Annotated in this window: 21 protein-coding genes and 1 tRNA gene; 4 read left to right on the top strand and 18 right to left on the bottom strand. The window is 39.8% G+C overall.

The features are described from left to right. Positions 1 to 45: 45 nt before the first annotated feature. The 7 genes from IJS99_06455 to infC form a co-directional block, all read right to left on the bottom strand. Entirely contained in the window at positions 46 to 288 is a 243-nt protein-coding gene (locus IJS99_06455) for a hypothetical protein (protein MBQ7561456.1), read from the bottom strand. Between the two features lie 12 nt (positions 289 to 300). Beyond that, positions 301 to 528 carry a hypothetical protein gene (locus tag IJS99_06460; GenBank protein MBQ7561457.1) on the bottom strand — a complete coding sequence of 76 codons (228 nt, stop codon included), beginning with the start codon at positions 526 to 528 and terminating at the stop codon, positions 301 to 303. 62 nt (positions 529 to 590) lie between these two features. Then, positions 591 to 2,999, bottom strand: a complete 2,409-nt coding sequence (locus IJS99_06465) for a phenylalanine--tRNA ligase subunit beta (GenBank protein MBQ7561458.1) — start codon at positions 2,997 to 2,999, stop codon at positions 591 to 593. Next, the gene (pheS, locus tag IJS99_06470) at positions 2,993 to 4,054 is read right to left on the bottom strand and encodes a phenylalanine--tRNA ligase subunit alpha (GenBank protein ID MBQ7561459.1); all 1,062 of its coding nucleotides are present in this window, start codon (positions 4,052 to 4,054) and stop codon (positions 2,993 to 2,995) included. The genes IJS99_06465 and pheS overlap by 7 nt, the downstream gene beginning before the upstream one ends. A gap of 4 nt (positions 4,055 to 4,058) precedes the next feature. After that, entirely contained in the window at positions 4,059 to 4,409 is a 351-nt protein-coding gene (rplT, locus tag IJS99_06475; protein MBQ7561460.1) for a 50S ribosomal protein L20, read from the bottom strand. Between the two features lie 29 nt (positions 4,410 to 4,438). Then, positions 4,439 to 4,642 carry a 50S ribosomal protein L35 gene (rpmI, locus tag IJS99_06480; GenBank protein MBQ7561461.1) on the bottom strand — a complete coding sequence of 68 codons (204 nt, stop codon included), beginning with the start codon at positions 4,640 to 4,642 and terminating at the stop codon, positions 4,439 to 4,441. Between the two features lie 18 nt (positions 4,643 to 4,660). After that, a complete protein-coding gene (gene infC / locus IJS99_06485) occupies positions 4,661 to 5,224 on the bottom strand; it encodes a translation initiation factor IF-3 (GenBank protein MBQ7561462.1) in 564 nt (187 codons plus the stop codon). A 402-nt stretch (positions 5,225 to 5,626) separates the two neighbouring features. Here infC and IJS99_06490 point away from each other — a divergent pair, with 402 nt between their 5' ends. Both IJS99_06490 and IJS99_06495 read left to right on the top strand, forming a co-directional pair. Beyond that, positions 5,627 to 6,532, top strand: a complete 906-nt coding sequence (locus IJS99_06490; GenBank protein MBQ7561463.1) for a radical SAM protein — start codon at positions 5,627 to 5,629, stop codon at positions 6,530 to 6,532. A gap of 312 nt (positions 6,533 to 6,844) precedes the next feature. Next, positions 6,845 to 7,636, top strand: a complete 792-nt coding sequence (locus tag IJS99_06495; GenBank protein MBQ7561464.1) for a DUF268 domain-containing protein — start codon at positions 6,845 to 6,847, stop codon at positions 7,634 to 7,636. 48 nt (positions 7,637 to 7,684) lie between these two features. Here the strand turns inward: IJS99_06495 and IJS99_06500 are convergent, their stop codons facing one another. The 11 genes from IJS99_06500 to IJS99_06550 all read right to left on the bottom strand — a co-directional run bounded on the left by IJS99_06500 (position 7,685) and on the right by IJS99_06550 (position 18,262). Further along, entirely contained in the window at positions 7,685 to 8,398 is a 714-nt protein-coding gene (locus IJS99_06500) for an ABC transporter ATP-binding protein (protein MBQ7561465.1), read from the bottom strand. A gap of 5 nt (positions 8,399 to 8,403) precedes the next feature. Beyond that, positions 8,404 to 9,681, bottom strand: a complete 1,278-nt coding sequence (locus IJS99_06505) for an efflux RND transporter periplasmic adaptor subunit (GenBank protein MBQ7561466.1) — start codon at positions 9,679 to 9,681, stop codon at positions 8,404 to 8,406. Positions 9,682 to 9,699: 18 nt separating this feature from the next. Then, positions 9,700 to 10,539: a PHP domain-containing protein gene (locus IJS99_06510; GenBank protein MBQ7561467.1), complete on the bottom strand. Its 840-nt coding sequence runs from the start codon at positions 10,537 to 10,539 to the stop codon at positions 9,700 to 9,702. 18 nt (positions 10,540 to 10,557) lie between these two features. Beyond that, entirely contained in the window at positions 10,558 to 11,844 is a 1,287-nt protein-coding gene (locus tag IJS99_06515; protein MBQ7561468.1) for a TolC family protein, read from the bottom strand. A 243-nt stretch (positions 11,845 to 12,087) separates the two neighbouring features. Continuing rightward, positions 12,088 to 12,159: transfer RNA gene (locus IJS99_06520), tRNA-Val, on the bottom strand. Between the two features lie 32 nt (positions 12,160 to 12,191). Further along, positions 12,192 to 12,965 (bottom strand): ribosomal RNA small subunit methyltransferase A, encoded by a 774-nt coding sequence (gene rsmA / locus IJS99_06525; GenBank protein ID MBQ7561469.1) that lies wholly within the window; start codon positions 12,963 to 12,965, stop codon positions 12,192 to 12,194. A gap of 5 nt (positions 12,966 to 12,970) precedes the next feature. Next, positions 12,971 to 14,224 carry a diguanylate cyclase gene (locus IJS99_06530; GenBank protein MBQ7561470.1) on the bottom strand — a complete coding sequence of 418 codons (1,254 nt, stop codon included), beginning with the start codon at positions 14,222 to 14,224 and terminating at the stop codon, positions 12,971 to 12,973. A gap of 9 nt (positions 14,225 to 14,233) precedes the next feature. Then, the gene (gene galE / locus IJS99_06535; protein ID MBQ7561471.1) at positions 14,234 to 15,223 is read right to left on the bottom strand and encodes a UDP-glucose 4-epimerase GalE; all 990 of its coding nucleotides are present in this window, start codon (positions 15,221 to 15,223) and stop codon (positions 14,234 to 14,236) included. A 28-nt stretch (positions 15,224 to 15,251) separates the two neighbouring features. Continuing rightward, on the bottom strand, positions 15,252 to 15,986 hold the full coding sequence (locus IJS99_06540) for a hypothetical protein (GenBank protein MBQ7561472.1): 735 nt from the start codon (positions 15,984 to 15,986) through the stop codon (positions 15,252 to 15,254). 166 nt (positions 15,987 to 16,152) lie between these two features. Beyond that, positions 16,153 to 17,709, bottom strand: a complete 1,557-nt coding sequence (locus IJS99_06545; GenBank protein MBQ7561473.1) for a glycosyltransferase family 39 protein — start codon at positions 17,707 to 17,709, stop codon at positions 16,153 to 16,155. A gap of 22 nt (positions 17,710 to 17,731) precedes the next feature. Then, positions 17,732 to 18,262: an isochorismatase family protein gene (locus IJS99_06550; GenBank protein ID MBQ7561474.1), complete on the bottom strand. Its 531-nt coding sequence runs from the start codon at positions 18,260 to 18,262 to the stop codon at positions 17,732 to 17,734. 441 nt (positions 18,263 to 18,703) lie between these two features. Between IJS99_06550 and IJS99_06555 the strand changes: the two genes are divergently transcribed. Both IJS99_06555 and IJS99_06560 read left to right on the top strand, forming a co-directional pair. Next, complete coding sequence (locus IJS99_06555; protein ID MBQ7561475.1) at positions 18,704 to 18,979, top strand: thioredoxin family protein; 276 nt, start codon at positions 18,704 to 18,706, stop codon at positions 18,977 to 18,979. Between the two features lie 152 nt (positions 18,980 to 19,131). Further along, positions 19,132 to 19,575, top strand: a complete 444-nt coding sequence (locus IJS99_06560; protein MBQ7561476.1) for an Hsp20/alpha crystallin family protein — start codon at positions 19,132 to 19,134, stop codon at positions 19,573 to 19,575. The last annotated feature ends 592 nt before the right edge of the window (positions 19,576 to 20,167 follow it).

Raw genomic sequence — 20,167 nt, forward strand, 5'->3', positions numbered from 1 at the left:
CCACCCTGCTACTTCGTAGCAGAGTAGAATAGGGAGACTCCTTAATTATTCGGCCTTGTCAATATTCTCTAGTATCCTTCTGACCTTCCCCCCGACACTGTCAAGCGAATATGCCAATCTCAAACAAGTCAGCATTAATATATCTTCCTGCTTTGCACCCTTTATGATTTCTCCGCAAGCGTCATTAATTAAATTCTTTATCCGGTCAAGTTCGTCATTTTCCAAAGGAGTATTTATTGTATATGTGCCCTTGCCTATTGTTAAGAATACATCTCGTGAAGTTCTCATGTTTATATCTCTCTATCTAGTTAATAAAATATGTTCGAGCCGCGAAATCTTACCCAAATAAATATTTCTGTTGATTATATTATCAAGACAAGCCCGCACGAATTCTTTATCACGTTCGATTGAGCCGTCAGATCTCCGCGCCAGTTCTTTACGCAGTGAGTCCCTCTCTCGTAAAAGCTGCTTCACTCGTCCATTAAGCGAGTCCGCAAAGTATTCTATTTCTGTCAGTCCTATTGACATAAAAAAATCACCCTCCCTGAATAATTTATTTATTTATTTTATCAGAGAAGGCAATTTATTATTTAGCGAATTATATAACCCTTTTGCTTTAAACTTTCACGGACTCTATTATGTATGCTTTCTACTTCTTCATCTTTGAGAGTCCTAGTATGAGATCTATAACTCAAAGAATAAGCCAGACTCCTGAATCCTTCAGGAATATTTGAGCCGTCATAAATATCAAATAAACGTAATTTCTCAAGCGTTATATCTTGATTAGCAAGTTCATTAACTGAGTCGCGTATATCTTTCATGACACTGTCATTGCTTCTGTCAATTGCAACTAACAACGAAATATCGCGGAATGACGCGGGGAATTGACTCGACGGCTTGAATTCGGGTTTGTTTGATTTAAGCAGCAAAGTTAAATCTATCTCGAAAACATAGACTCCTGAAATATTTAAATCCTGTTCGATTGCGGGCTTGAGTCTTCCTACAAAGCCTATTTTTGAATTATTCACGAAAATATCGGCCGTTTGTCCTGAATGCATGAAAGGTTCATGACCAGTCTTGAAAGTTGCATGAAATCCGCGCGACCTGATTAATGACTCAATGTCTGACTTAATATTATAGAAGTCTTCAGTGCGATTATTAAATGCTGCTCGTGTATCAGTGCCGTTAAATAAAATCGCTGCAACGTGTTCGGGCTCGGTGTGTTCACGTTCGGGGTCAATTAAGAAGACTCTGCCCTGCTCAAAAATTTTAACGGGATCGCGCCACCCTGAGACAATGCTATTTCTTAAGCCCATTAATAAACCGGGTAATAAAGTCGTTCTCATGGCCATTTGATCGCGGCTGATGGGGTTAGCGATTTTCAGAGTCTTAGCTCGTAAATCATTGCTTGCGAGTCGTAATTTTTCCGGGAAGTCTTCAGGCAGAAAACTATATGTCAATACTTCAGTGTAGCCCCTCGACATTAAAGAATTCCGAACGAATCCCGCCAGCCTCATATAATCGCCTATATCAGCGCGTTTAGGCATTTCACCGGGCAATTTATTTGGAGCGTCATTATATCCCCTGAATCGTCCTATTTCTTCTATTAAGTCCTCTTCTATAGTAATATCCGGCCGCCATGATGGAGGCAAAAACTTCCCTTCGCCCGTGTGTCTTATTCCGAATCCGTCAAGAATCTTTGCAGCCTCGTTCATATTGTCCCATGATAAATAAGTAGATAATTTTTCGCGGGTTAATTTAATAGTCTTAGGCTCATTAATAACATTTTCAGCGTATAGAGGCCTGTAATTTGCATCAGCTCCGCACCAGTCACGCATTAAAGTTGACGCGGCATTTAAGGCAATTTTACTCAAAGCGGGGTCAACAGTCCGCGAAAATCTGAAGGCAGCTTCTGAATTTATGCCCAGTCTTCTGGACGTATGACCGACTCGAATCGGTGAAAAACTTGCGCTCTCTATAACTATTGTGCTTGTGTCAGGATTTATGCCTGTTTGTTCACCGCCCATTACTCCGGCAAGTGCTATAGCTTCCCCGCCTGAAGTTATTAACATGTCGCGTTCAGTCAATAATCTTTCTTTACCGTCAAGAGTCATCATTTTTTCGCCGTCATGAGCTGCTCTTACTGTGATTTCGCGGGCCGGCAATGTATTCAAGTCAAACGCGTGAAGAGGCTGCCCAAGCATGAGCATAATATAATTTGTAACGTCAACGGCATTATTAATCGGTCTCATTCCTAAGTGAGCTAGATCTATTTTTGCAGTGAGAGGCGAGTCTTTAATTTTTGCACCTGTAACAAGTCCGAGTCTATATCCGTAGCAGCCCCTATCAGGCAGTGAAATATTACCGAAATTTTCCGGCCACTCGTATTCTTGTTTTAACGGCCTCATCCATTCCGGAGTCTTTAATAATGATTTAGGATACAAGCCTTTAATCTCTCTTGACATGCCCAAATGACTCAATAAATCGCCGCGGTTCGGAGTAATTGACACGTCAAGAATTACATCACCGACATGATATAAATTTTCGCATTTGTCGCCGGGTCTAGCGTCTTTAGGGAGAATCAGCAGGCCTGAAGGATCATCAACATCGTGAAGCCCTAACTCTTCAGCACTTAACATCATGCCGAAACTTTGAACGCCCGCAAAATCTCTCGTTCCCATTTCTGTACCGTCCGGCAAAATCGAACCCGCGCCCGCATAAAATACTAAATCGCCCTGTTTCATGTTCGCAGCACTAGTTACACAAACATGTTCGCCCGTGCCTGTGTTCAAGTGAGCGACAAAATATTTTGATTCTGTAGGGTGCTTATCGAGTGAGTCAATTTGAGCTGCAACTATACCGCGCATTTGCCCGGCAGTGTAAGTAATGCTCTCAATTTCCGAGCCTGAAAAAGTTAATCTCTCTGCTAACTGTTCAGGAGTCAGGCCAAGAGGCTCAATGTCTATAAAATTTTTTAAGAGTTCCCATGAAATTAACATTTTTGCCCGCCTCCTATTTTAGCGTCAAATCCTGACAAGAAATATGCTATATTGCCGTCAAATAATAGTCTCAAGTCGCCGATCCCGTATTTAAGCATTGCCATGCGGTCGAGTCCGATTCCAAAAGCAAAGCCGTTATACTCGTCGGGATTAATTTTGCCTGCTCGAATTACATTCGGATGTACCATTCCCATGCCTGCGACTTCAAGCCAGCCGGTGCCGTGACAGACTCGGCAGTGTGAATCATTCCCGGAACATTCTACGCACTCTATATCTAGTTCCATAGAAGGCTCTGTAAATGGGAAGTAGCTGGCTCTGAATCTTGATTTAAGACTTTTGCCGAAAAATGCATTTAACATTTCTGTCATAGTACCCTTCATGACGCTGAATGAAACATTTTTATCGACTAATAGGCCCTCCAGTTGATTAAACATTGGCGAGTGAGTAACGTCATTATCCCGCCTGTAAACTTTACCGGGACAAATTATTCTTAATGGCGCGCCGTATTCCAACATTGAACGGACTTGAACGGGCGATGTATGAGTCCTTAACAGAGTCCCGTCCGCAAAATAAAAAGTGTCCTGCATATCCCGCGCGGGATGCCATGAAGGAACATTTAAGCATTCAAAGTTGTAGAAATCTTCTTCTTTTTCCGGACCAGTCGCAACAGAGTAGCCGAGTCCCTGCATAATATCAGCGATTTCGTGCATAGTCTGTAAAACTGGGTGAAAGGCTCCTGATAATCTGCCTCTTTCTGGTAAAGTAACGTCGATTCTTTCGTTGTTTTCCTGCTTCTCGTTCTCTGAGTCGCGAATTTTTTTGCCGGCCTGAGTTAATGAGTTCTCTATTTCGTCGCGTAATTTGTTAAGTTCTTGGCCTGTTTCTTTGCGTTCATCGGGGGGCAATTTTCCGAGCGAGCGCAGTAAAAGTGTTAAATCTCCCTTTTTGCCTGTGAATTTGACTCGAATCTCGTCGAGTTCCTGCAAAGTTTTAGCGTTATTCAGGGACTCAATAAATGAATCCCTGACCGCTTTAATATTCAATAAATCCTGCATATATTTATAGAGCCGCCTTTGCTTTATCTACAAGTTCTCTGAATGCTTTATCATCATGTATTGCGAGTTCAGAGAGCATTTTACGATTCATGTTAATCCCGGCTTTCTTGAGACCGTTCATGAATACGCTGTAACTCATGCCTTCAGCTCGGACGGCTGCACTGATTCTAGTGATCCAGAGCTTGCGGAAATCTCTTTTTTTGCGTTTACGATCGAAATACGCTCGTGATAATGCGGCTAAATATGCTTCACGGGCCCGGCGGTATACGTTTTTGCGCTGACCCCAGTAGCCTTTGGTGATAGTAAATAATTTTTTGCGCTTCTTATCGCTTGCACTTGCACCTTTTACTCTCATGCTAAATCAGATCCTTTCTTAAGTAAGTGCTAGTCATATGGCAATAAATGCCGCATTTGTTCTGTGAGCGTCTCTGTTACATATCCCGTAGCTTTGAGTCTGCGCATACGTGAAGGCTTCTTGTGTACGAGAATATGAGATCTGCTGCACTTCCTGTAAGCGAATTTGCCTGATGCGGTCTTGAAGAATCTCTTCTTTGCGCCGCTGTGTGATTTAAGTTTTTGCTTTGCCATGAAAATTTATTCTCCTTGCTAAATATCCCGTGCTGCCGGGCTGTTTTTTGCTGTCGATGATGTTAGAGGTGTGAGCAATATCCGCATGTAACGGCCTTCCATCATGGGTTTTGACTCAGATTTTCCGACATCTTCACATTCTGTAATTACACGATTTAATACTTCTTCGCCCTTCTCTAAAAAGGACATTTCACGCCCCCTAAAGAAAACAGAAACTTTAACTCTGTGTCCGCTCTCTAAGAAATTGCGCACGGCCTTAGTCTTGAAGTCAAAATCATGATCATCAATTTTTGGTCTCATCTTGATTTCTTTCAAGGCTTGAACTTTTTGTTTCTTGCGTGCGTCTTTCTCCTTTTTCTGTAACTGGTAACGATATTTGCCGTAGTCCATTATTCTACAGACAGGGGGACTCGCCATAGGTGCAACCTCTACAAGATCTAAAGATTGCTCCTGAGCCATACGAATGGCCTCGATAGTGTTTGTAATTCCAACTTTTACGCCGTTCTCGTCGACTAATAAGACCTGTGATGAAGTTATTTCACTGTTTACGCGAGGGGCGTTTTCTTCATTGCCGGGCAAAATTCCTCCTCCTTTCGTTTATCTGCCTCAGCTGTGCAATAAAAAAATCAGGCCGACTGCGAATCCTCACAAACAAACCTGATATTATATGCGTAAATTCAGTTAGTGGCTGCTTGTGATTTATTCTTTATTCCCCGCCGATATATTTCAATCAGTCAGGGGAGCCGTCAATATGCAAAATATAACATAACTTGTGATTTATGGCAATTTGTGCGAAAATATTTCATCAAGTTCAAGTAAAAAATTTTTATGTAAATAGGAGGTTGACAGAATTGCAAAAATGTGCGTATAATTGTTCGCAGTTCGCAGTTCGCAGTTCGCAGTTCGCAGTTCGCAGTTCGCAGTTCGCATACATAATTATTACTTAAATTCTTGTCAAGTTATTCACATGGAGGGCGTTATAACATGTGGGTAAAGTGCAAGAAAGTTATCAAGAAAGTTTTTCCGTTTCTCGTTCCTGCCGCAAAATCTGTAGTTAATTTTATAAAATATGATGTGATTTTGCCCATTAAAATTTTCTTACATATTCCTGAGAAGAAACCGCATAAATTAATAAATTTTGAAGTTCATTTAGCAGATCATTGTAATTTAAATTGTGTGGGCTGTAATCATTTTTCACCGCTTGCTGAACCTTCATGCGTAAGTATTGAAACTTTCAAGAGAGATTTTGAGCGAATGGGAGAATTATTTTCTCATAAATGCGGAAGAATTCACCTTTTAGGCGGCGAACCTTTATTGAATCCTGATGTTATAGAATTAATGAAGATTGCCCGCGAAAATTTCCCTGAAGGCGAGATAAATATTTACACAAACGGGATATTATTACCTCAACAGGACGAAAAATTCTGGCGCGCGTGTCATGACAATAATATAAATATAATAATGACTCATTACCCGATTAAAATTGATGTCGATAAAATAAATTCTTTAGCTGATAAATTTAATGTCGTTTTTCATTGTTCAATGGCAGATAAGACAATGTTTAAGAATCCTCTTGATTTATCAGGCAGCGGCAATGCTATTAAAAATTTTGCCAAATGCGCTAAGGGCAACGGCTGTATATTCTTAGACGACGGCAAATTATATACATGTACGCTTATATCAAACTTGAAATTTTTTAACAAGGCATTCAATCAAAATATACCTGTTACAGAAGCTGATTATATAAATATTTATGATGATATAACGTCCGACGAAATTTTTAAGAGACTCGCTACACATGTCCCAGTATGCAGTTATTGCAATATGGACGACTTTGAAGGCGATATAGAATGGCACGTATCTAAGCGCGAAATGTCCGAGTGGGTATAATAAAATAATTACAGGGGAGTCAGACCGCAAAGTTTCTCCCCTTTTTTTATGCTTATGCTTTCATGATTTAATATTAATATTGACAGAAAAAATTTTTATGAGACAATGCAGATAAATAAGTTAATTATGTAATAGGGAGGTTGACAAAATTGCAAAAATGTGCGTATAATTGTTCGCAGTTCGCAGTTCGCAGTTCGCAGTTCGCAGTTCGCAGTTAGCAGTTCGCAGTTCGCAGTTCGCAGTTCGCATACATAATTGTGTCTTCTCATCATTAATAAGTCCTGTTAATAATAATTTGAAAGCGTGTCTGTCATGTTAAAACTTGTTAAGAAAGCAGCGCGCAAAGTTTTCGGCCTATTTGGTATAACTCCATCACAAGTAAAAATTTTATATAAAGCACAATATCGCAATAAACGTTTATTATCTGACCTGAAAAAATATAACAGCATGAACACCCGCCCGGAATTTCATGCATCGACAAAAAATTTATATCCATGTGTAAATGAATGGGACGCTCCAGCCGGTTCACTGAGTTATTATTTCTGGCAAGATTTATGGGCAGCAAAGAAAATTTTTCAGGCAAAACCTAAATCGCATTATGATATAGGCTCGCGTGTTGATGGATTTATTGCGCATATTTTATCGTTCATGCCCGTTACAATGATTGATATTCGCCCATTGCCTCAGAAAGTAAACGGATTGAATTTTATTCAGGCAGACGCTACGAATCTTGAAGGAATTACGGACGATTCTATAATTTCGCTCTCGTCGTTGTGTGCTCCTGAACATTTCGGGCTTGGCCGTTATGGTGATCCGATTGATCCCGAAGCATGTTTTAAGGCGTTAAAGTCAATGCAAAGAGTCTTATCACGAGGCGGACATTTATATATTTCTGTTCCGGTCGGCGAATTCAGCGGAGTAGCTTTTAATGCTCACAGAATATTTAAGCCCGATTTAATAATTGAGACTCTTGACAAATTAAAACTTGTAGATTTTGCTTTGTGTGAGGGCAGCGATTTTACAGAACATGCTGATTATAAATCAATCAAGGGCATTGATTACGGCGGCAATGTTGCAGGATTCTTTGAGTTCGTGAAAGAGTAAAATTTCTCCCCCGCTCGTGTCATGTCATAAAAACGGGGGAATTTATTATTATTGCGGTCTTGCTTCTGTCTCTAAGTCCTCTTTTCTGGGGGCTGCCTCGTCTGCTATAACTTGGCCGTCCCTGAAGCGCAAAACTCTTTGACTCCACGTTGAAATTTCCGGCTCATGAGTTACAAGTATTATAGTTTTGCCCTGTTCGTGTAAGCTCGCAAAAATATTCATGATTTCTACAGTCGTTTTTGTGTCAAGATTCCCCGTCGGCTCGTCTGCTAAAATAATCGGAGCATTTCCTACGATTGCGCGTGCTATAGCGACTCTTTGCTGCTGTCCTCCGCTCATTTCTGAAGGTTTGTGATTCAATCTTTCAGCGAGTCCCACTTTCTTGAGTGCTTCAATTGCGGCCCTGCGGCGTTCTGAGCTTGATACTCCCCGGTAAATTAACGGTAATTCTACATTTTCTACAGCGTCAATCTTAGGCAGTAAATTATAACCCTGAAATACAAAGCCCAGTTTTTGATTACGAATATCGGCGAGTTGATTCTTTCTTAAATTCTTAGTATTAACTCCGTCAAGTTCGTAATCTCCCAAAGTGGGAACATCAAGACAGCCTAAAATATTCATCATTGTAGATTTGCCCGAACCTGAAGCACCCATTACACAGACGAATTCGCCCGGCTCAACACTGAACGACACAGAATTAAGCGCTCGCAATTCGACATCTCCCGTCTTGTAAATTTTCGAGAGTTCTTTTACTTGAATTATGCTCATTATCTAGGCCCTCCGCGTCCGCCGCCCGGTCTTGGCCCACTCGGTGCTCCCATGAGTCCGCCCCTTGTTGTTGTGCCTGTAGTTACTCCGGCTTGAGCATTGATTACAAGTTTTGTATTATCCCGCAAAACATCACGCCCTGAATCTGACTCGTGAATTTCGTTTACTAATTCAACAAATCGCCCGTCAGTTATTCCCGTCTTGACTCTGACTGGTCGCAGCATAATCCCGTCTCTCTCAGGCCAAAGAGTCCCGCTGTCAAGAGTCTTTCTCATCGTTAAAATATTTCTGTCAAATTCAATAGTATTTAATAAATCTTCAGGCGGAGTGAATCTCAAAGCAGCAACGGGGATTCTCAAAACGTTCTCGACATTTGCTGTCTCAATAGTAACATTTGCAGTCATTCCCGGCTTGAGCTTTAAATCATCATTATCAACGTGAATTATAACCGTATATGTAACTACATTATCAGTAGTTGACGGGGCGATCCTGACCTGAACGACCTTCCCGTTAAATTGTTCGTCCGGGAATGCGTCAACCCTGAACGTAACTCTTTGTCCCTCTTTTACTGTTCCTATATCGGCCTCGTCTACTTTTGTCTCGATCTTCATTTTTGAGAGATCCTGTGCGATCTTGAATAATGTAGGAGTCTGATAACTTGATGCAACTGTCTGGCCGGCCTCAACTTTTTTGTCAATTACTATGCCATTTACGGGAGAAGTTATGCGTGTGTAGCCCAGATTCGTTTTTGCGCGTTCGACTGCTACTTTTCCTTGTGCTACTTTTGCGCGTGCGTCCCTCAAAGCTGCCCGTCTGACTGCTACGTCTGTCTCACTTGTGTCTACTGTACTTTTTGCGATTAGATTACGTCTTAATAATTCCTGATTCCGCCTTAATTGAGTCTCTGCGTTCTGTAATGAGGCCTGGGCGCTCGAAACATTTGCCTGCATAGCTAATAAATTTGCTTCTGCGTCACTTAGTGCTAACTGCTGAACAGAAGGATCTATCAGGGCTATTAACTGGCCTGCTTTCACGTTTGAATTATAATCAACGTATAATTCTTTGACGATTCCAGATACTTGAGTGCCGACTTCGACAACACTTATTGCGTTTAATTCTCCTGTTGCTGTAACCGTTGAAGTGATATTACCGCGTGAAATTGCTTGAGTAGTCAGCCCATAACTTACCGGACTCTCATGATAGAAATAATAATATCCCCCGTAGCCTAGAGCCGCTATAATGACAAGTAAAATTAATTTCTTGATTCCTGCTAACATTTTATAATTCTACACTCCTTAATTTAATAATAAATCTAAAATTGTGAGTTTTTCAGGCTTAATAATTATATTTTCAGCGTTTAATCTGCCGAGCGGGATTGTTTTATTTTTGCCGTGATAGTCGCTGCCTCCTGATATATATAAATTTTTTGAGCGTGCAACTTCAGCAAGAGATTCACATTTTGCAATATTATATTTAGAATAATAGCATTCAAGCCCGGTTATCTTATACGAAATAAGCTCGTCGAGAATACACAAAAATTTTCCGCGTGATAGTTCGCCTTCCCCCTCACCGCCTAAAGGATGAGCCCATATCGCAACGCCGCCGGACTCGTTTATAGCATTTACAGCAAGTTCCGCGCTGATTTTATAGTTTTCTGTCTTGCAATTATCAATAAAATTTTTTATCGCTTCACTAATATTATTTGCGAATCCCTTAGAAATTATTAATCTTGCAAGATGAGGCTTGCCCACGCCGGGAATCTTCAAAAGCTGCTCTATCTCGTTATCAGTGAAATTTATCGAGAATTTATCATGTAATAATTTAATACGCTTAAAAAATTTCTCACGCCTCAAATTTTCGCCCGTTCTCAGTGCTTCCTGAAAAGTTTTATTATTCTCGTCATAATTCAAGCCCAGTATATGGCACTTCCCATTATTAGCTAAACATGAAAACTCTATGCCATGAAAAAATTTTATATTGCCGGGGATAATTTCGCGTAATTTCAGCGCGCCCGTTATAGTGTCATGATCAGTCAGGGCAAAAATATTTATTCTTGACTCTAAAATTTTCGCTAATAATTCACTTATTGAGTCAGTCCCGTCCGAAAAATTCGAGTGAATATGCAAATCTATCATGATTATATTATTATATTACTAAATTTTGCCTTCAATTTCGCCGGGTAAATGTCCCAGTGCCGAGTCCAAATCTACACGCGCCGCCTGAGCATTATATAAAGCCTGATAATATGTATATCTTGCACTTGCTAGACTTGATACTGCATTGCTTACTTCAAGAGAATCACCGACTCCGACTTCATAACGCCCACGAGCAAGAGTCAAATTTTCCTCTGAATATTTCATGGCCTCTTCTGAAGATTTAACGGTATTAACTGCTGACTTGAGATTTAATACTGAAGTCCTTACGCCCTGAATAATTTCTTGTTTTGCGCTGTCAACGTCTGCCAGAGTCGAGTCTAACCTTGCGCGGGCTGATTCGATTGCTGCCTTACTCGTTCCGCCGTCAACAACGGGAACATTAAGACTCAAATTTACTGTATATTCACGGGTCGGGTTATTGCCTTCAGATTTTGCCCATGAAGCTCCGGCCGATCCTGTTATAGTAGCTGATTTTGAACGGGCTGCACTCTTTATTGATAATTCCCCGCCTTTGACATCATGCAGTAATTTTTTATAGTCCGGCCTGTCATTTAAAGCAATATCTATTAATTCACCGGTATTATCAAGAACTTCAGGCAGTAATAACTCACTTGAAAGCGAGATATTAAAGACTCCTTCTATATCTGTACCCATGGCAACCCGCAAATTTTCTTGAGATACTAGAATATCATTCTCCGCTCTCATTAAAGAAACACGGGCAGCTGCTAGATCTGATTTTGCCTTAGTTACGTCAATTAATGCCTTCTCGCCCACGTCATAAAATCCCTGTGCGTTCCTTAACTGCTCTTCAAGGGCTGAAACTTTTTCGCGCTCAACATCACGATTTAAAATTTTCAGGACTAAATCATAATATGCTTTTTTCGCATTTGCGGCGATTATGACCTGCTGATATTTTTCTGTCTCGGTCGAGCCTAATATACTTTCTTGCCGGATCTGCTTTAATAATTTATTCTGGCCTGTGTCATATAAAATTTTTGTCGCACTAAGTGATAAATTAGCCGAGTCCGTGTTATTGTCCCAGTATTGAAAATTGCCCCGTGCTCCTGCTGATCCGGTTAGATTAACTTTTACTCTATCATTTGCACGTAAAGACTCAAGCTGGGCTATTAAATCCTGTGTATTTGCCTTAGTCTTTCTTAAAGACGGGTGATTAGTCAAAGCAAGTGTTAAGCATTCTTCAAGTGATAAAGCAGAAATTTCTTGACACTCTGCAAAATTTGCCGATAAAAATATAAACGCGATTACAAATAATATTTTGCGCATAAAATAACGCTCCCGAATTAAATATAAAAATTTTACCTCATGGAAAACAATTTTATCTTAATTTTCACACAGTCAGTATAGTTAATATTTATGAAAAATTTGTGATTTACACGCCCGCTAAAAATTTTATACTTTATGCGAATTATATAATTATCACGCTAAATTATTCGCCGCGTTCTTGTTCTTCAGTCACCAGCAAAACAAAAAAGTCCGCATATTTCAGCAGACTTTATTATTTCTTAATGGGTGATAGAAGAATCGAACTTCTGACCTCTTCCGTGTCAAGGAAGCGTTCTACCTCTGAACTAACCACCCAGATAGCAAAACGCCTTGTATAATACCAAATTTTAGAGTTTTGTCAAATAATTATATATCTCTAGCCATTTATCGCCCGTCAAATCTTCAGCCCTGAGTGCCGCACTTTCTTGCAAAATTTCCCGCCAATCATCTATATTTATATTCATAAAGCCGCGCAAATTATTTAATAGAGTTTTACGCCTGTGAGTAAATGCCCGGTGAAGAAATTCAATAAATAATTTATCACGGGGAAGCTCAAAATTTTTATTTATTATTATCTCAACTAATACCGAGTCTACATTTGGAACAGGCCTGAAACAATTTCGCGGGACTCTGTGCACAATTTCAGCATGTCCCATTAACTCTATAATTATTCCTAGGGGATAACGGGCTTTAGTGTCGGGCTTGGCCGTGATTCGTTCGGCTGACTCTTTCTGAAGCATCAACAAGTAATATTTTATTCCCGAATATTTTATTAACTCGTAAATCAGCGGCGTTGTTATATTATACGGAATATTAGCGATAACTTTATTAGGAAATGGATTTAGAGAATCATAATCAAATTTTACAGCGTCTGACCAGTGAAGACTCAAGGCGGGATTAATTGCTGCTAAATCTTCAAGTTCAGGGCGTAATCTCTCGTCAAGCTCTATAGAATGAAGGCATTTAATTTTTTGTGAGAGAATTTCACGAGTTAATATGCCATGCCCCGCGCCTATTTCTAATATGCAGTCCGACCCGCTTAAATCTGCACACGAAATCATGAAAGCTAAAATATTTCTGTCAACTAAAAAATTTTGTCCGAAACGTTTTAAAGCCTTCATAATATTTAAACCCGCGCCAATATAGTTTTATTTCCGCCGTCTCTCATTGCCTGAGTCATAGCGTCATAAGCTGCTCCGATTAAATCATCAACTCCAGGGTAAATTTCAGAGTTTATATCAGCGACTCCCGCGCTTAATTTAATGCCGTCAAATCGATTTCTTATATCATTAGCGAGAACTACAGCAGCCGCCCCCGAACAATCACATAAAATCATGAATTCGTGTGTGCTCCATCGTCCGAGCGTGCTATTTTTGCCCCGTGATAATAAAATTTTTTGAGTACCCTTCACGAATTCACGCAATAATCTATTTCCTGACATAAAGCCGTCTGACTCGTTAATTTGCTTGAAATTATCTATATTTAATATTATTAGGCTTAACTGCCCGGCCTGCTTTATTGCGTTTGAGAGTTCACGTAAAATAACATGCTCGAGTCCCCGTTTATTCAATACGCCCGTATGATTATCGAACGTCAAAATTTTTCTTAACTGCTCACGTGTTTTATTCAAGCTCGTAATATCTTCAAATGTAAGCATGACCGAGTCATTTCCGTTCCAGTCTATAGGGCTTGCATGAATATTTATGATTCTAAAGTCTGACTCAGAGCTGGGAATCTCGTTAAATTCCTTGTCAAGATAATCAGAATCACTGAAGGAGAAAAAATTTTGATCGGGCTTAAGCTCAAACATTTGGCACTCAAGACTCCCGGCGCGCTTATTAATTATATCTGCAAGTTTTGAGCTGATTTCTTCACCGTCAAATAAATCTAAAATATTCTGCCCTGTAAAATTAATTTTTGCCGATGACGCTAGAAATTTATTTACTGCGAGAAATACCCCGTCTAAATCAACGACTCCGGCTCTAAACGGTACAGAATTTAATATATCGGGGTTGCTTTGAATTACAGCGGGCTGATTTGGATTTGCTATTATACTGGGAGAAATCCGGATTACTACGCCGACAATTCCATTATCATCGACATTCAGGGGCGAGGCTGTTATTTCCCAAATTTTATCGTCCTCGCTGACTTCTAAAGCGTCAGTGTGTCCTAAACATGCAGCCATTAACAAATCATGCAGTGCTCTATCTAAATCAGTAATCAAGGGGGGATAATTGCTCCCATCCTCGCATTTATGGCCGAATAATCTCAAAGCAATATTTTTATAGCCATTAGTAGCATGAAGCAATCTTCCTTTGAGATTCACGACACAGCACAGGAGGCCGGGGCAGCTGTCAAGAATTCCGCTCCAAATACTCATAATTTTATTTTATGAAGCGTAACCGTTCGGGTGAGATTTATGCCACTTCCAAGCAGCAGCAATAATATCTTCCATTTTCGTGATTTCGGGATACCAGCGCAAAATTTCATGTGCTTTATTACTGTCAGCGATTAATCTCGCAGGATCGCCGGGCCGCCTCTCGCCGATTTCTACGGGAATATCAAGCCCAGTTGCCTGTCTTGCCGCGTTGATCATCTCCATTACTGAATAACCGTCGCCGCTCCCTAAATTAAATATGTCGCTCTCTCCGCCCCTGCGCAAATATTCAAGTGCTAAAATATGAGCCCTCGCTAAATCCTCAACGTGAATATAATCGCGTATACATGTGCCGTCTTTAGTCGGGTAATCGTCGCCGTAAACTGTGATATGATTGCGCTTTCCGAGCGGGACCTGCAGAATTAACGGGATTAAATGAGTCTCGTTCCTGTGATCTTCACCGATTGAGCCGTCATGCCAAGCCCCGGCAACGTTGAAATAACGGAGTGAGACATATTTTATTTTATGCTGCAAACTTACCCAGTGCATCATTTTTTCCATTATGCGTTTGCTTTCACCGTATGGATTCGTCGGGATTGTCTCATCAGTCTCTAAAATGGGGACTCTCTTGGGCTCACCGTAAGTTGCTGCAGTTGACGAGAATATTATTTTGCCGATGTTATTGCGCTGCATTGACTCTAATAAACTTATCATGCCGCCGACGTTGTTATCGAAATATTTTAATGGCTTCTCGACGCTCTCACCGACTAAAGAATAAGCGCAGAAATGTATTACAGCCTCTATATTATTTTCCGCGAAAATCTTATCAAGTAATGCACCGTCGCGAATATCGCCCTGATAAAATTTTGTGCCCCTAGGGATTGACTCTTTATGACCGAGTTCTAAATTGTCGATTATTATTACGTCTTCACCGTGTTCCTGAAAAGCTCTTACATAATGCGAGCCTATATATCCTGCTCCTCCGCAAATTAATACTGACATGAAAAATTTTCCTCCTGATTATATATATTTAATAATTATAATTACTTGAATCGCTCATACTTGGAATCGGGTTAATCATGACATCACCGACTGCCATAGATTTATCATTGCCGTTATCGCTGCCGACGTGCATTTTCCCGGGTCTTGCTACCGGCGAGGGCTTTACGGATTCATAAATGCTGACTGCGACTCCTTCAGGTGCGTGGAGTTCGGGGGAGTTTTTTGCTGCCCATTTAGTTAATGCAGAGTTCGCCGCCTGCTGAGTCAAAGCCGGATTTGCCTGCCACCATGTATTCTGCTCGTCTGTGCTGATAAAAATTATTTGTGAATCTTTGCCGGTTCCGCGAGAAATTTTTAACTTCATGGGAATTAATTTCTTGCCCGAAATATCAGCAGCTTTAAGCCAAGCAAAATCTCCGCCCATCCATGAATAGCCTTCAGGTGAATCAGTAATATTTAATTCGGGAGAATGTGAACGCAGATAATGCCGAGCCGTAGAAGTCTTTGCAAGTTTTACGCCGACCCATATAGAATCATTGACGCGTGAAATTTGCGCATTTGCCGGGACACTCACAAAATAACGCTGTAATTTATTTATGTCGGGATTAATATTATTATTCAAGTTCACAGCCAAAGCCATCGCATAAAGCCCGCCTATAACCGAGTGAATATCTTTATCAGGATTAATTATTGCTTGACTCGATAATGCAGAATTAACACTCACAAGAATTATAAGAATAATAACAAAAAATTTTGTCTTCATGTTTATAATAAATCCTTCTTTCATGAATAAATAAATACATATACGCTAATTTTATAATAACTCACGCAAAAAATTAATTACTTCACGCTATATATACAAATTCACGCTTTATTCTACTCCCACCCGCCCACCCGCCTGCTGCGCAGACGAGTAGAATAGGAGGATCTCATTTATTGCTGATTAACGTCATCCCCTGACCGTCTATAATGTGAAATATAGTATCAGGCAGAGGCTCTCTAGGCTTACTTCCTGAGGGCATAATCAAGAAAACTCTATCATCCCGCAGCCATAAAGCATTTAATCTCGCGTCATTCGTCGTAAATTGCCAGTCATCGACTCCGGCTGTAAGCGGCGAATTAATTAATTCAGAATTCCTGAACGTGTAAAAATATATAGACTGATAATTTATCCCGTATTGAATAATTTTATCCGAGCCCTTAACGAGATCGCGCAGTGTCAAGCCTATATCACTAATCGAATAAATTTCACTTGTCAGACTAAACACGCCCGACAACGGCATTAAGCACAATAAAGCAGCTGCCGAGACATTGCGGACAAATTTTTTTATCTGCCGAGTCCTCACGTAATACCAGCAGGCAAATAAAAATAGTCCCGTCATAACTTCCCATGGAATCAACGACATCAAAGACGCGCTTATAACCGGCAAAAATCCCGCGAAAAACGGCAGAATTAAATATAACACAGGCACAAGAATCAAAGTATTTATTAAGACAGCTTCACGCAAAGAAAATAATTTTTCGTCATAAAGCCATGAATCAAGACGGCGCGCAAGAATCGCACTCAATGCAGGAACACACGCAGAAATCGACATTATATCGCAGCTTAGTATTGAGCCTAGAAAAAATATTCCCGCCCAGATAAGCATAAAAATTTCACTGCTGGGTTTAACCGGGTATTCACTCGGTAATAATTCAATTATTGAGCGTATAATAAAGCCATGAAACGGACAGAACGCAATAAATATATAAATTATTGAGCCTATAATCCCACCGAATGAATAAATATGATTCTGGCATATCATGAAAGAAAGCAAGTTAGGATTTATTATAATTACAGCCAGTAAATAAAAACTTGAGATTATTATACCCGTTATAATTCCCGGCGGCCAAGTAAAGAAATCTTTTAGCAGATCCCAGTCCTCACACAGAACGCAATATAAAATTAATGCAAGCCACGCAAAAATTATTGACTCAAGCCCATGCGCAATAAAAGCAAACGAGATCGCAGAATGTGAGAGAATCAGCCAGTTTTTATTATTCTGCGATAAAATTATTCCCGTCATTGCAAAACTAGTTAAACACGCAAATATCGAACTTGACGCGGCAATTTGTGAGGCAGTAAAAGCTCCTGTCATACTCGCGCAAATCACAGCAGCAAGCCAGCCCTTACGCCTTGAGTCATATTCATTATTTTGACGTGCGGAAAGAACACTAGCCGCTATCATTCCCAGACCTGCAAGGACTGACCAGAATCTGACGGCAAATTCACTCCATCCGAAAATTTTTAGTGCAATAGCTTCAAGCCACCATGTGCCTAGAGAATGCCCGGCCGTGAGAATCTCGCCCATTTTCGGGACAAAGTAACTCCCTCCGGCTGACATGTGCAAAGCAATAGACGCGTTAATGCCTTCTACTGGGTCAATCAGTCCGTGCGAACCTGCTCCCCTGAAATATAAATAAAATAATAATGCCCCGAAGAGCAAAAATTTTTTATGCCTGCTCAATTTATTTAAACATTGGCAAGAGTGCCTTAAATTGCGGAGTGCCTGCCCTCTCAAGTAATTGATAAATTATTGTCTCGACCGGAACAACAAGACAGCCCATAGAACGCGCCGAATCAAGTGCTAGAACGTGATTTTTTTCGCTCCTACTCCCGCATGAATCAGCAGCTATTACTACATTTAAATTATATTTGCTTATCAAGTCCATAGCCGTCGACAACACGCAAATATGAGTCTCCACTCCGAATAATACAGCCGTGTCCCTTGTGCCTGCGTTGAAATTCATATTTAGGAACTCATCGCCGAATTTTTCAGCCTCACAGCATGAGAACTCAGTTTTTGCTATTATGGGACTTGATTCAGAAATTAAATTTTTCAGCTCGCTTAGAGTCCCGCCGATTCCCTTAGGATATTGCTCGGTTACTATCAAAGGCACTGAAAGCTCACGGGCAGCAGTCAACAATTTCACGGAATTATTTATGATCTCTTCTTTATTATATATAGCGGGCATCAATTTTTCCTGAATGTCTATCATTAATAAGAATGACGACCGCGATTTTATTAATTTATTCACAAAAATTAACCTCCCTGATTTTGCGTTTATTTATTATATACTATTAGGCAAAACATAAAGATATTATATTGAATAAAATATTATAGCGTTCTTTCCTGCAAATAAACTCACGAGTCATTATAATAACAAGCAAGATTTATATACTTTATCACAAGTAAGCCCGTGAACTCATTATAATATTTATCATGTCAAGAAATTTTTTTAGCGGCTCTTACTGCAAACAAGCCCGCGAGTCATTATAATAGCAAGCAAGATTTATATACTTTATCACAAACAAGCCCGTGAATCATTATAATATTTATCATAATCAAGAAAATTTTTTAGCGTTCTCTACTGCAAACAAGCCCGCGAATCATTATAATATCTATAAATCATAATTTAACAAGAAAGGAATTTATCAGCATGTCCAATAAAAAAATTTTAGCGTTCTTTATTGAGGGCTGCCCTTACTGCAAACAGGCCCGCGAGTCAGTCAATGAACTATCAGCAAATTATCCCGGTGTTAATATTGAATGGGTTGACGAGAATAAGCACCCCGAAATCGCGAATAACTATGATTATTATCATGTGCCGTCAATGTTCGTGAATAACAAAAAAATTTATGAATCTCACAAAGGCGAGTCAAAACAAGAATGCTTTGAGAACGTCAAGAAAGTTTTTGAGGCTGCTTCACTATAAATTATAAATTTGACTAACAGAGGCAAAGTCAAAATAAGTAAAATTTCTGATATAGTTATTAAAAGTCAATGCTATAATTTCTCTCGTCGTTGAGAAATACAGGCGGCAAAAATTTAATAATTATTTAATAAGTATAAAGGAGATTGTTTACTATGATGAAAGAAAGATTTTACCCTGTTATGAGAATGATGGATCCTGAAAATATGTTTGATTCGTTCATGAAGCCATTTTTTGAAGGAGAAAATTATTTATCGGGATTCGGCGCAAAAGTTGATTTATATCGCAAGGACGGCAAAATTTTCGCTGAGGCAGAATTACCCGGCATTAACCCCGACGACGTAGAATTACACGTTTATGCGGATAGATTGACTCTTTCAGCGGAGAAAAAGTCAGAGTCCAAAGAAGGCAGCAAAGATAAAAACTATTTCCGGACTGAAAGAAGCTGGGGCAAAGTAGAGCGCGTTATTTCCTTCCCAGTCGAGGCAGACCCGGAAAGCGCAAAGGCATCATTTAAAAATGGTGTGCTTACAATCGAGGTAAACGAAAAGAGTCAAGATAAGGCTCATAAGAAAGTAAGCAATACAAGTGAAGCATAAAAATTTATAAGCGTGAAATTTATTCCCCGTAGTCATAACAGGCCGCGGGGGATTTTTTTTGCGTTTACGTGAAAGAATTTGCGCGCGCTTGGCCGGTTTAGTTTTCGCGTTATTTGCTTGAGTGATTGCTTTTATGCGAAATTTGCAGGTTATTATTTTATATTGAGTTATTTCGCCGGGTAAATTTTTTGGGTTTATCTTTCTTGAAATTATAAGAACTCCATCACTGTCTAATTTGCCTAGACATTTTTGCTTTGTGCGAGGCCTGCCCAGTTTGTCGCGATAACTTTTTTCTTGATATATATAGATGACATTTTTTATTTTACGTTTTAGAATATGACTCATAATTCAGCACTCCCTTATATCATTTATGAGAGATTATAGCATATTTACAGCTACAATTACAGCTACAAGAAAATAATATTATTCATGAATTAGCAGAGATTCACAAAGCAAAAAAATTTTTATGACCCGCAAATATTAATTCACGGAAAAATTTATATAATCTCATTAAAAAATTATTCCCGCCTGCATACACTCACAACACATGCAAAAAAATTTATTTCATGCTTATATGCTGCAAAAGTTTATC

The sequence above is a fragment of the Synergistaceae bacterium genome, from assembly GCA_017444345.1.
Taxonomy (GTDB): Bacteria; Synergistota; Synergistia; order Synergistales; family Aminobacteriaceae; genus JAFUXM01.

Coding starts and splice junctions, on each gene's coding strand:
- IJS99_06455 (MBQ7561456.1), bottom strand. CDS start 288: ATGAGAACTTCACGAGATGTATTCTTAACAATAGGCAAGGGCACATAT.
- IJS99_06460 (MBQ7561457.1), bottom strand. CDS start 528: ATGTCAATAGGACTGACAGAAATAGAATACTTTGCGGACTCGCTTAAT.
- IJS99_06465 (MBQ7561458.1), bottom strand. CDS start 2,999: ATGTTAATTTCATGGGAACTCTTAAAAAATTTTATAGACATTGAGCCT.
- pheS (MBQ7561459.1), bottom strand. CDS start 4,054: ATGCAGGATTTATTGAATATTAAAGCGGTCAGGGATTCATTTATTGAG.
- rplT (MBQ7561460.1), bottom strand. CDS start 4,409: ATGAGAGTAAAAGGTGCAAGTGCAAGCGATAAGAAGCGCAAAAAATTA.
- rpmI (MBQ7561461.1), bottom strand. CDS start 4,642: ATGGCAAAGCAAAAACTTAAATCACACAGCGGCGCAAAGAAGAGATTC.
- IJS99_06490 (MBQ7561463.1), top strand. CDS start 5,627: ATGTGGGTAAAGTGCAAGAAAGTTATCAAGAAAGTTTTTCCGTTTCTC.
- IJS99_06495 (MBQ7561464.1), top strand. CDS start 6,845: ATGTTAAAACTTGTTAAGAAAGCAGCGCGCAAAGTTTTCGGCCTATTT.
- IJS99_06505 (MBQ7561466.1), bottom strand. CDS start 9,681: ATGTTAGCAGGAATCAAGAAATTAATTTTACTTGTCATTATAGCGGCT.
- IJS99_06510 (MBQ7561467.1), bottom strand. CDS start 10,539: ATGATAGATTTGCATATTCACTCGAATTTTTCGGACGGGACTGACTCA.
- IJS99_06515 (MBQ7561468.1), bottom strand. CDS start 11,844: ATGCGCAAAATATTATTTGTAATCGCGTTTATATTTTTATCGGCAAAT.
- rsmA (MBQ7561469.1), bottom strand. CDS start 12,965: ATGAAGGCTTTAAAACGTTTCGGACAAAATTTTTTAGTTGACAGAAAT.
- IJS99_06530 (MBQ7561470.1), bottom strand. CDS start 14,224: ATGAGTATTTGGAGCGGAATTCTTGACAGCTGCCCCGGCCTCCTGTGC.
- galE (MBQ7561471.1), bottom strand. CDS start 15,223: ATGTCAGTATTAATTTGCGGAGGAGCAGGATATATAGGCTCGCATTAT.
- IJS99_06540 (MBQ7561472.1), bottom strand. CDS start 15,986: ATGAAGACAAAATTTTTTGTTATTATTCTTATAATTCTTGTGAGTGTT.
- IJS99_06550 (MBQ7561474.1), bottom strand. CDS start 18,262: ATGATAGACATTCAGGAAAAATTGATGCCCGCTATATATAATAAAGAA.
- IJS99_06555 (MBQ7561475.1), top strand. CDS start 18,704: ATGTCCAATAAAAAAATTTTAGCGTTCTTTATTGAGGGCTGCCCTTAC.
- IJS99_06560 (MBQ7561476.1), top strand. CDS start 19,132: ATGATGAAAGAAAGATTTTACCCTGTTATGAGAATGATGGATCCTGAA.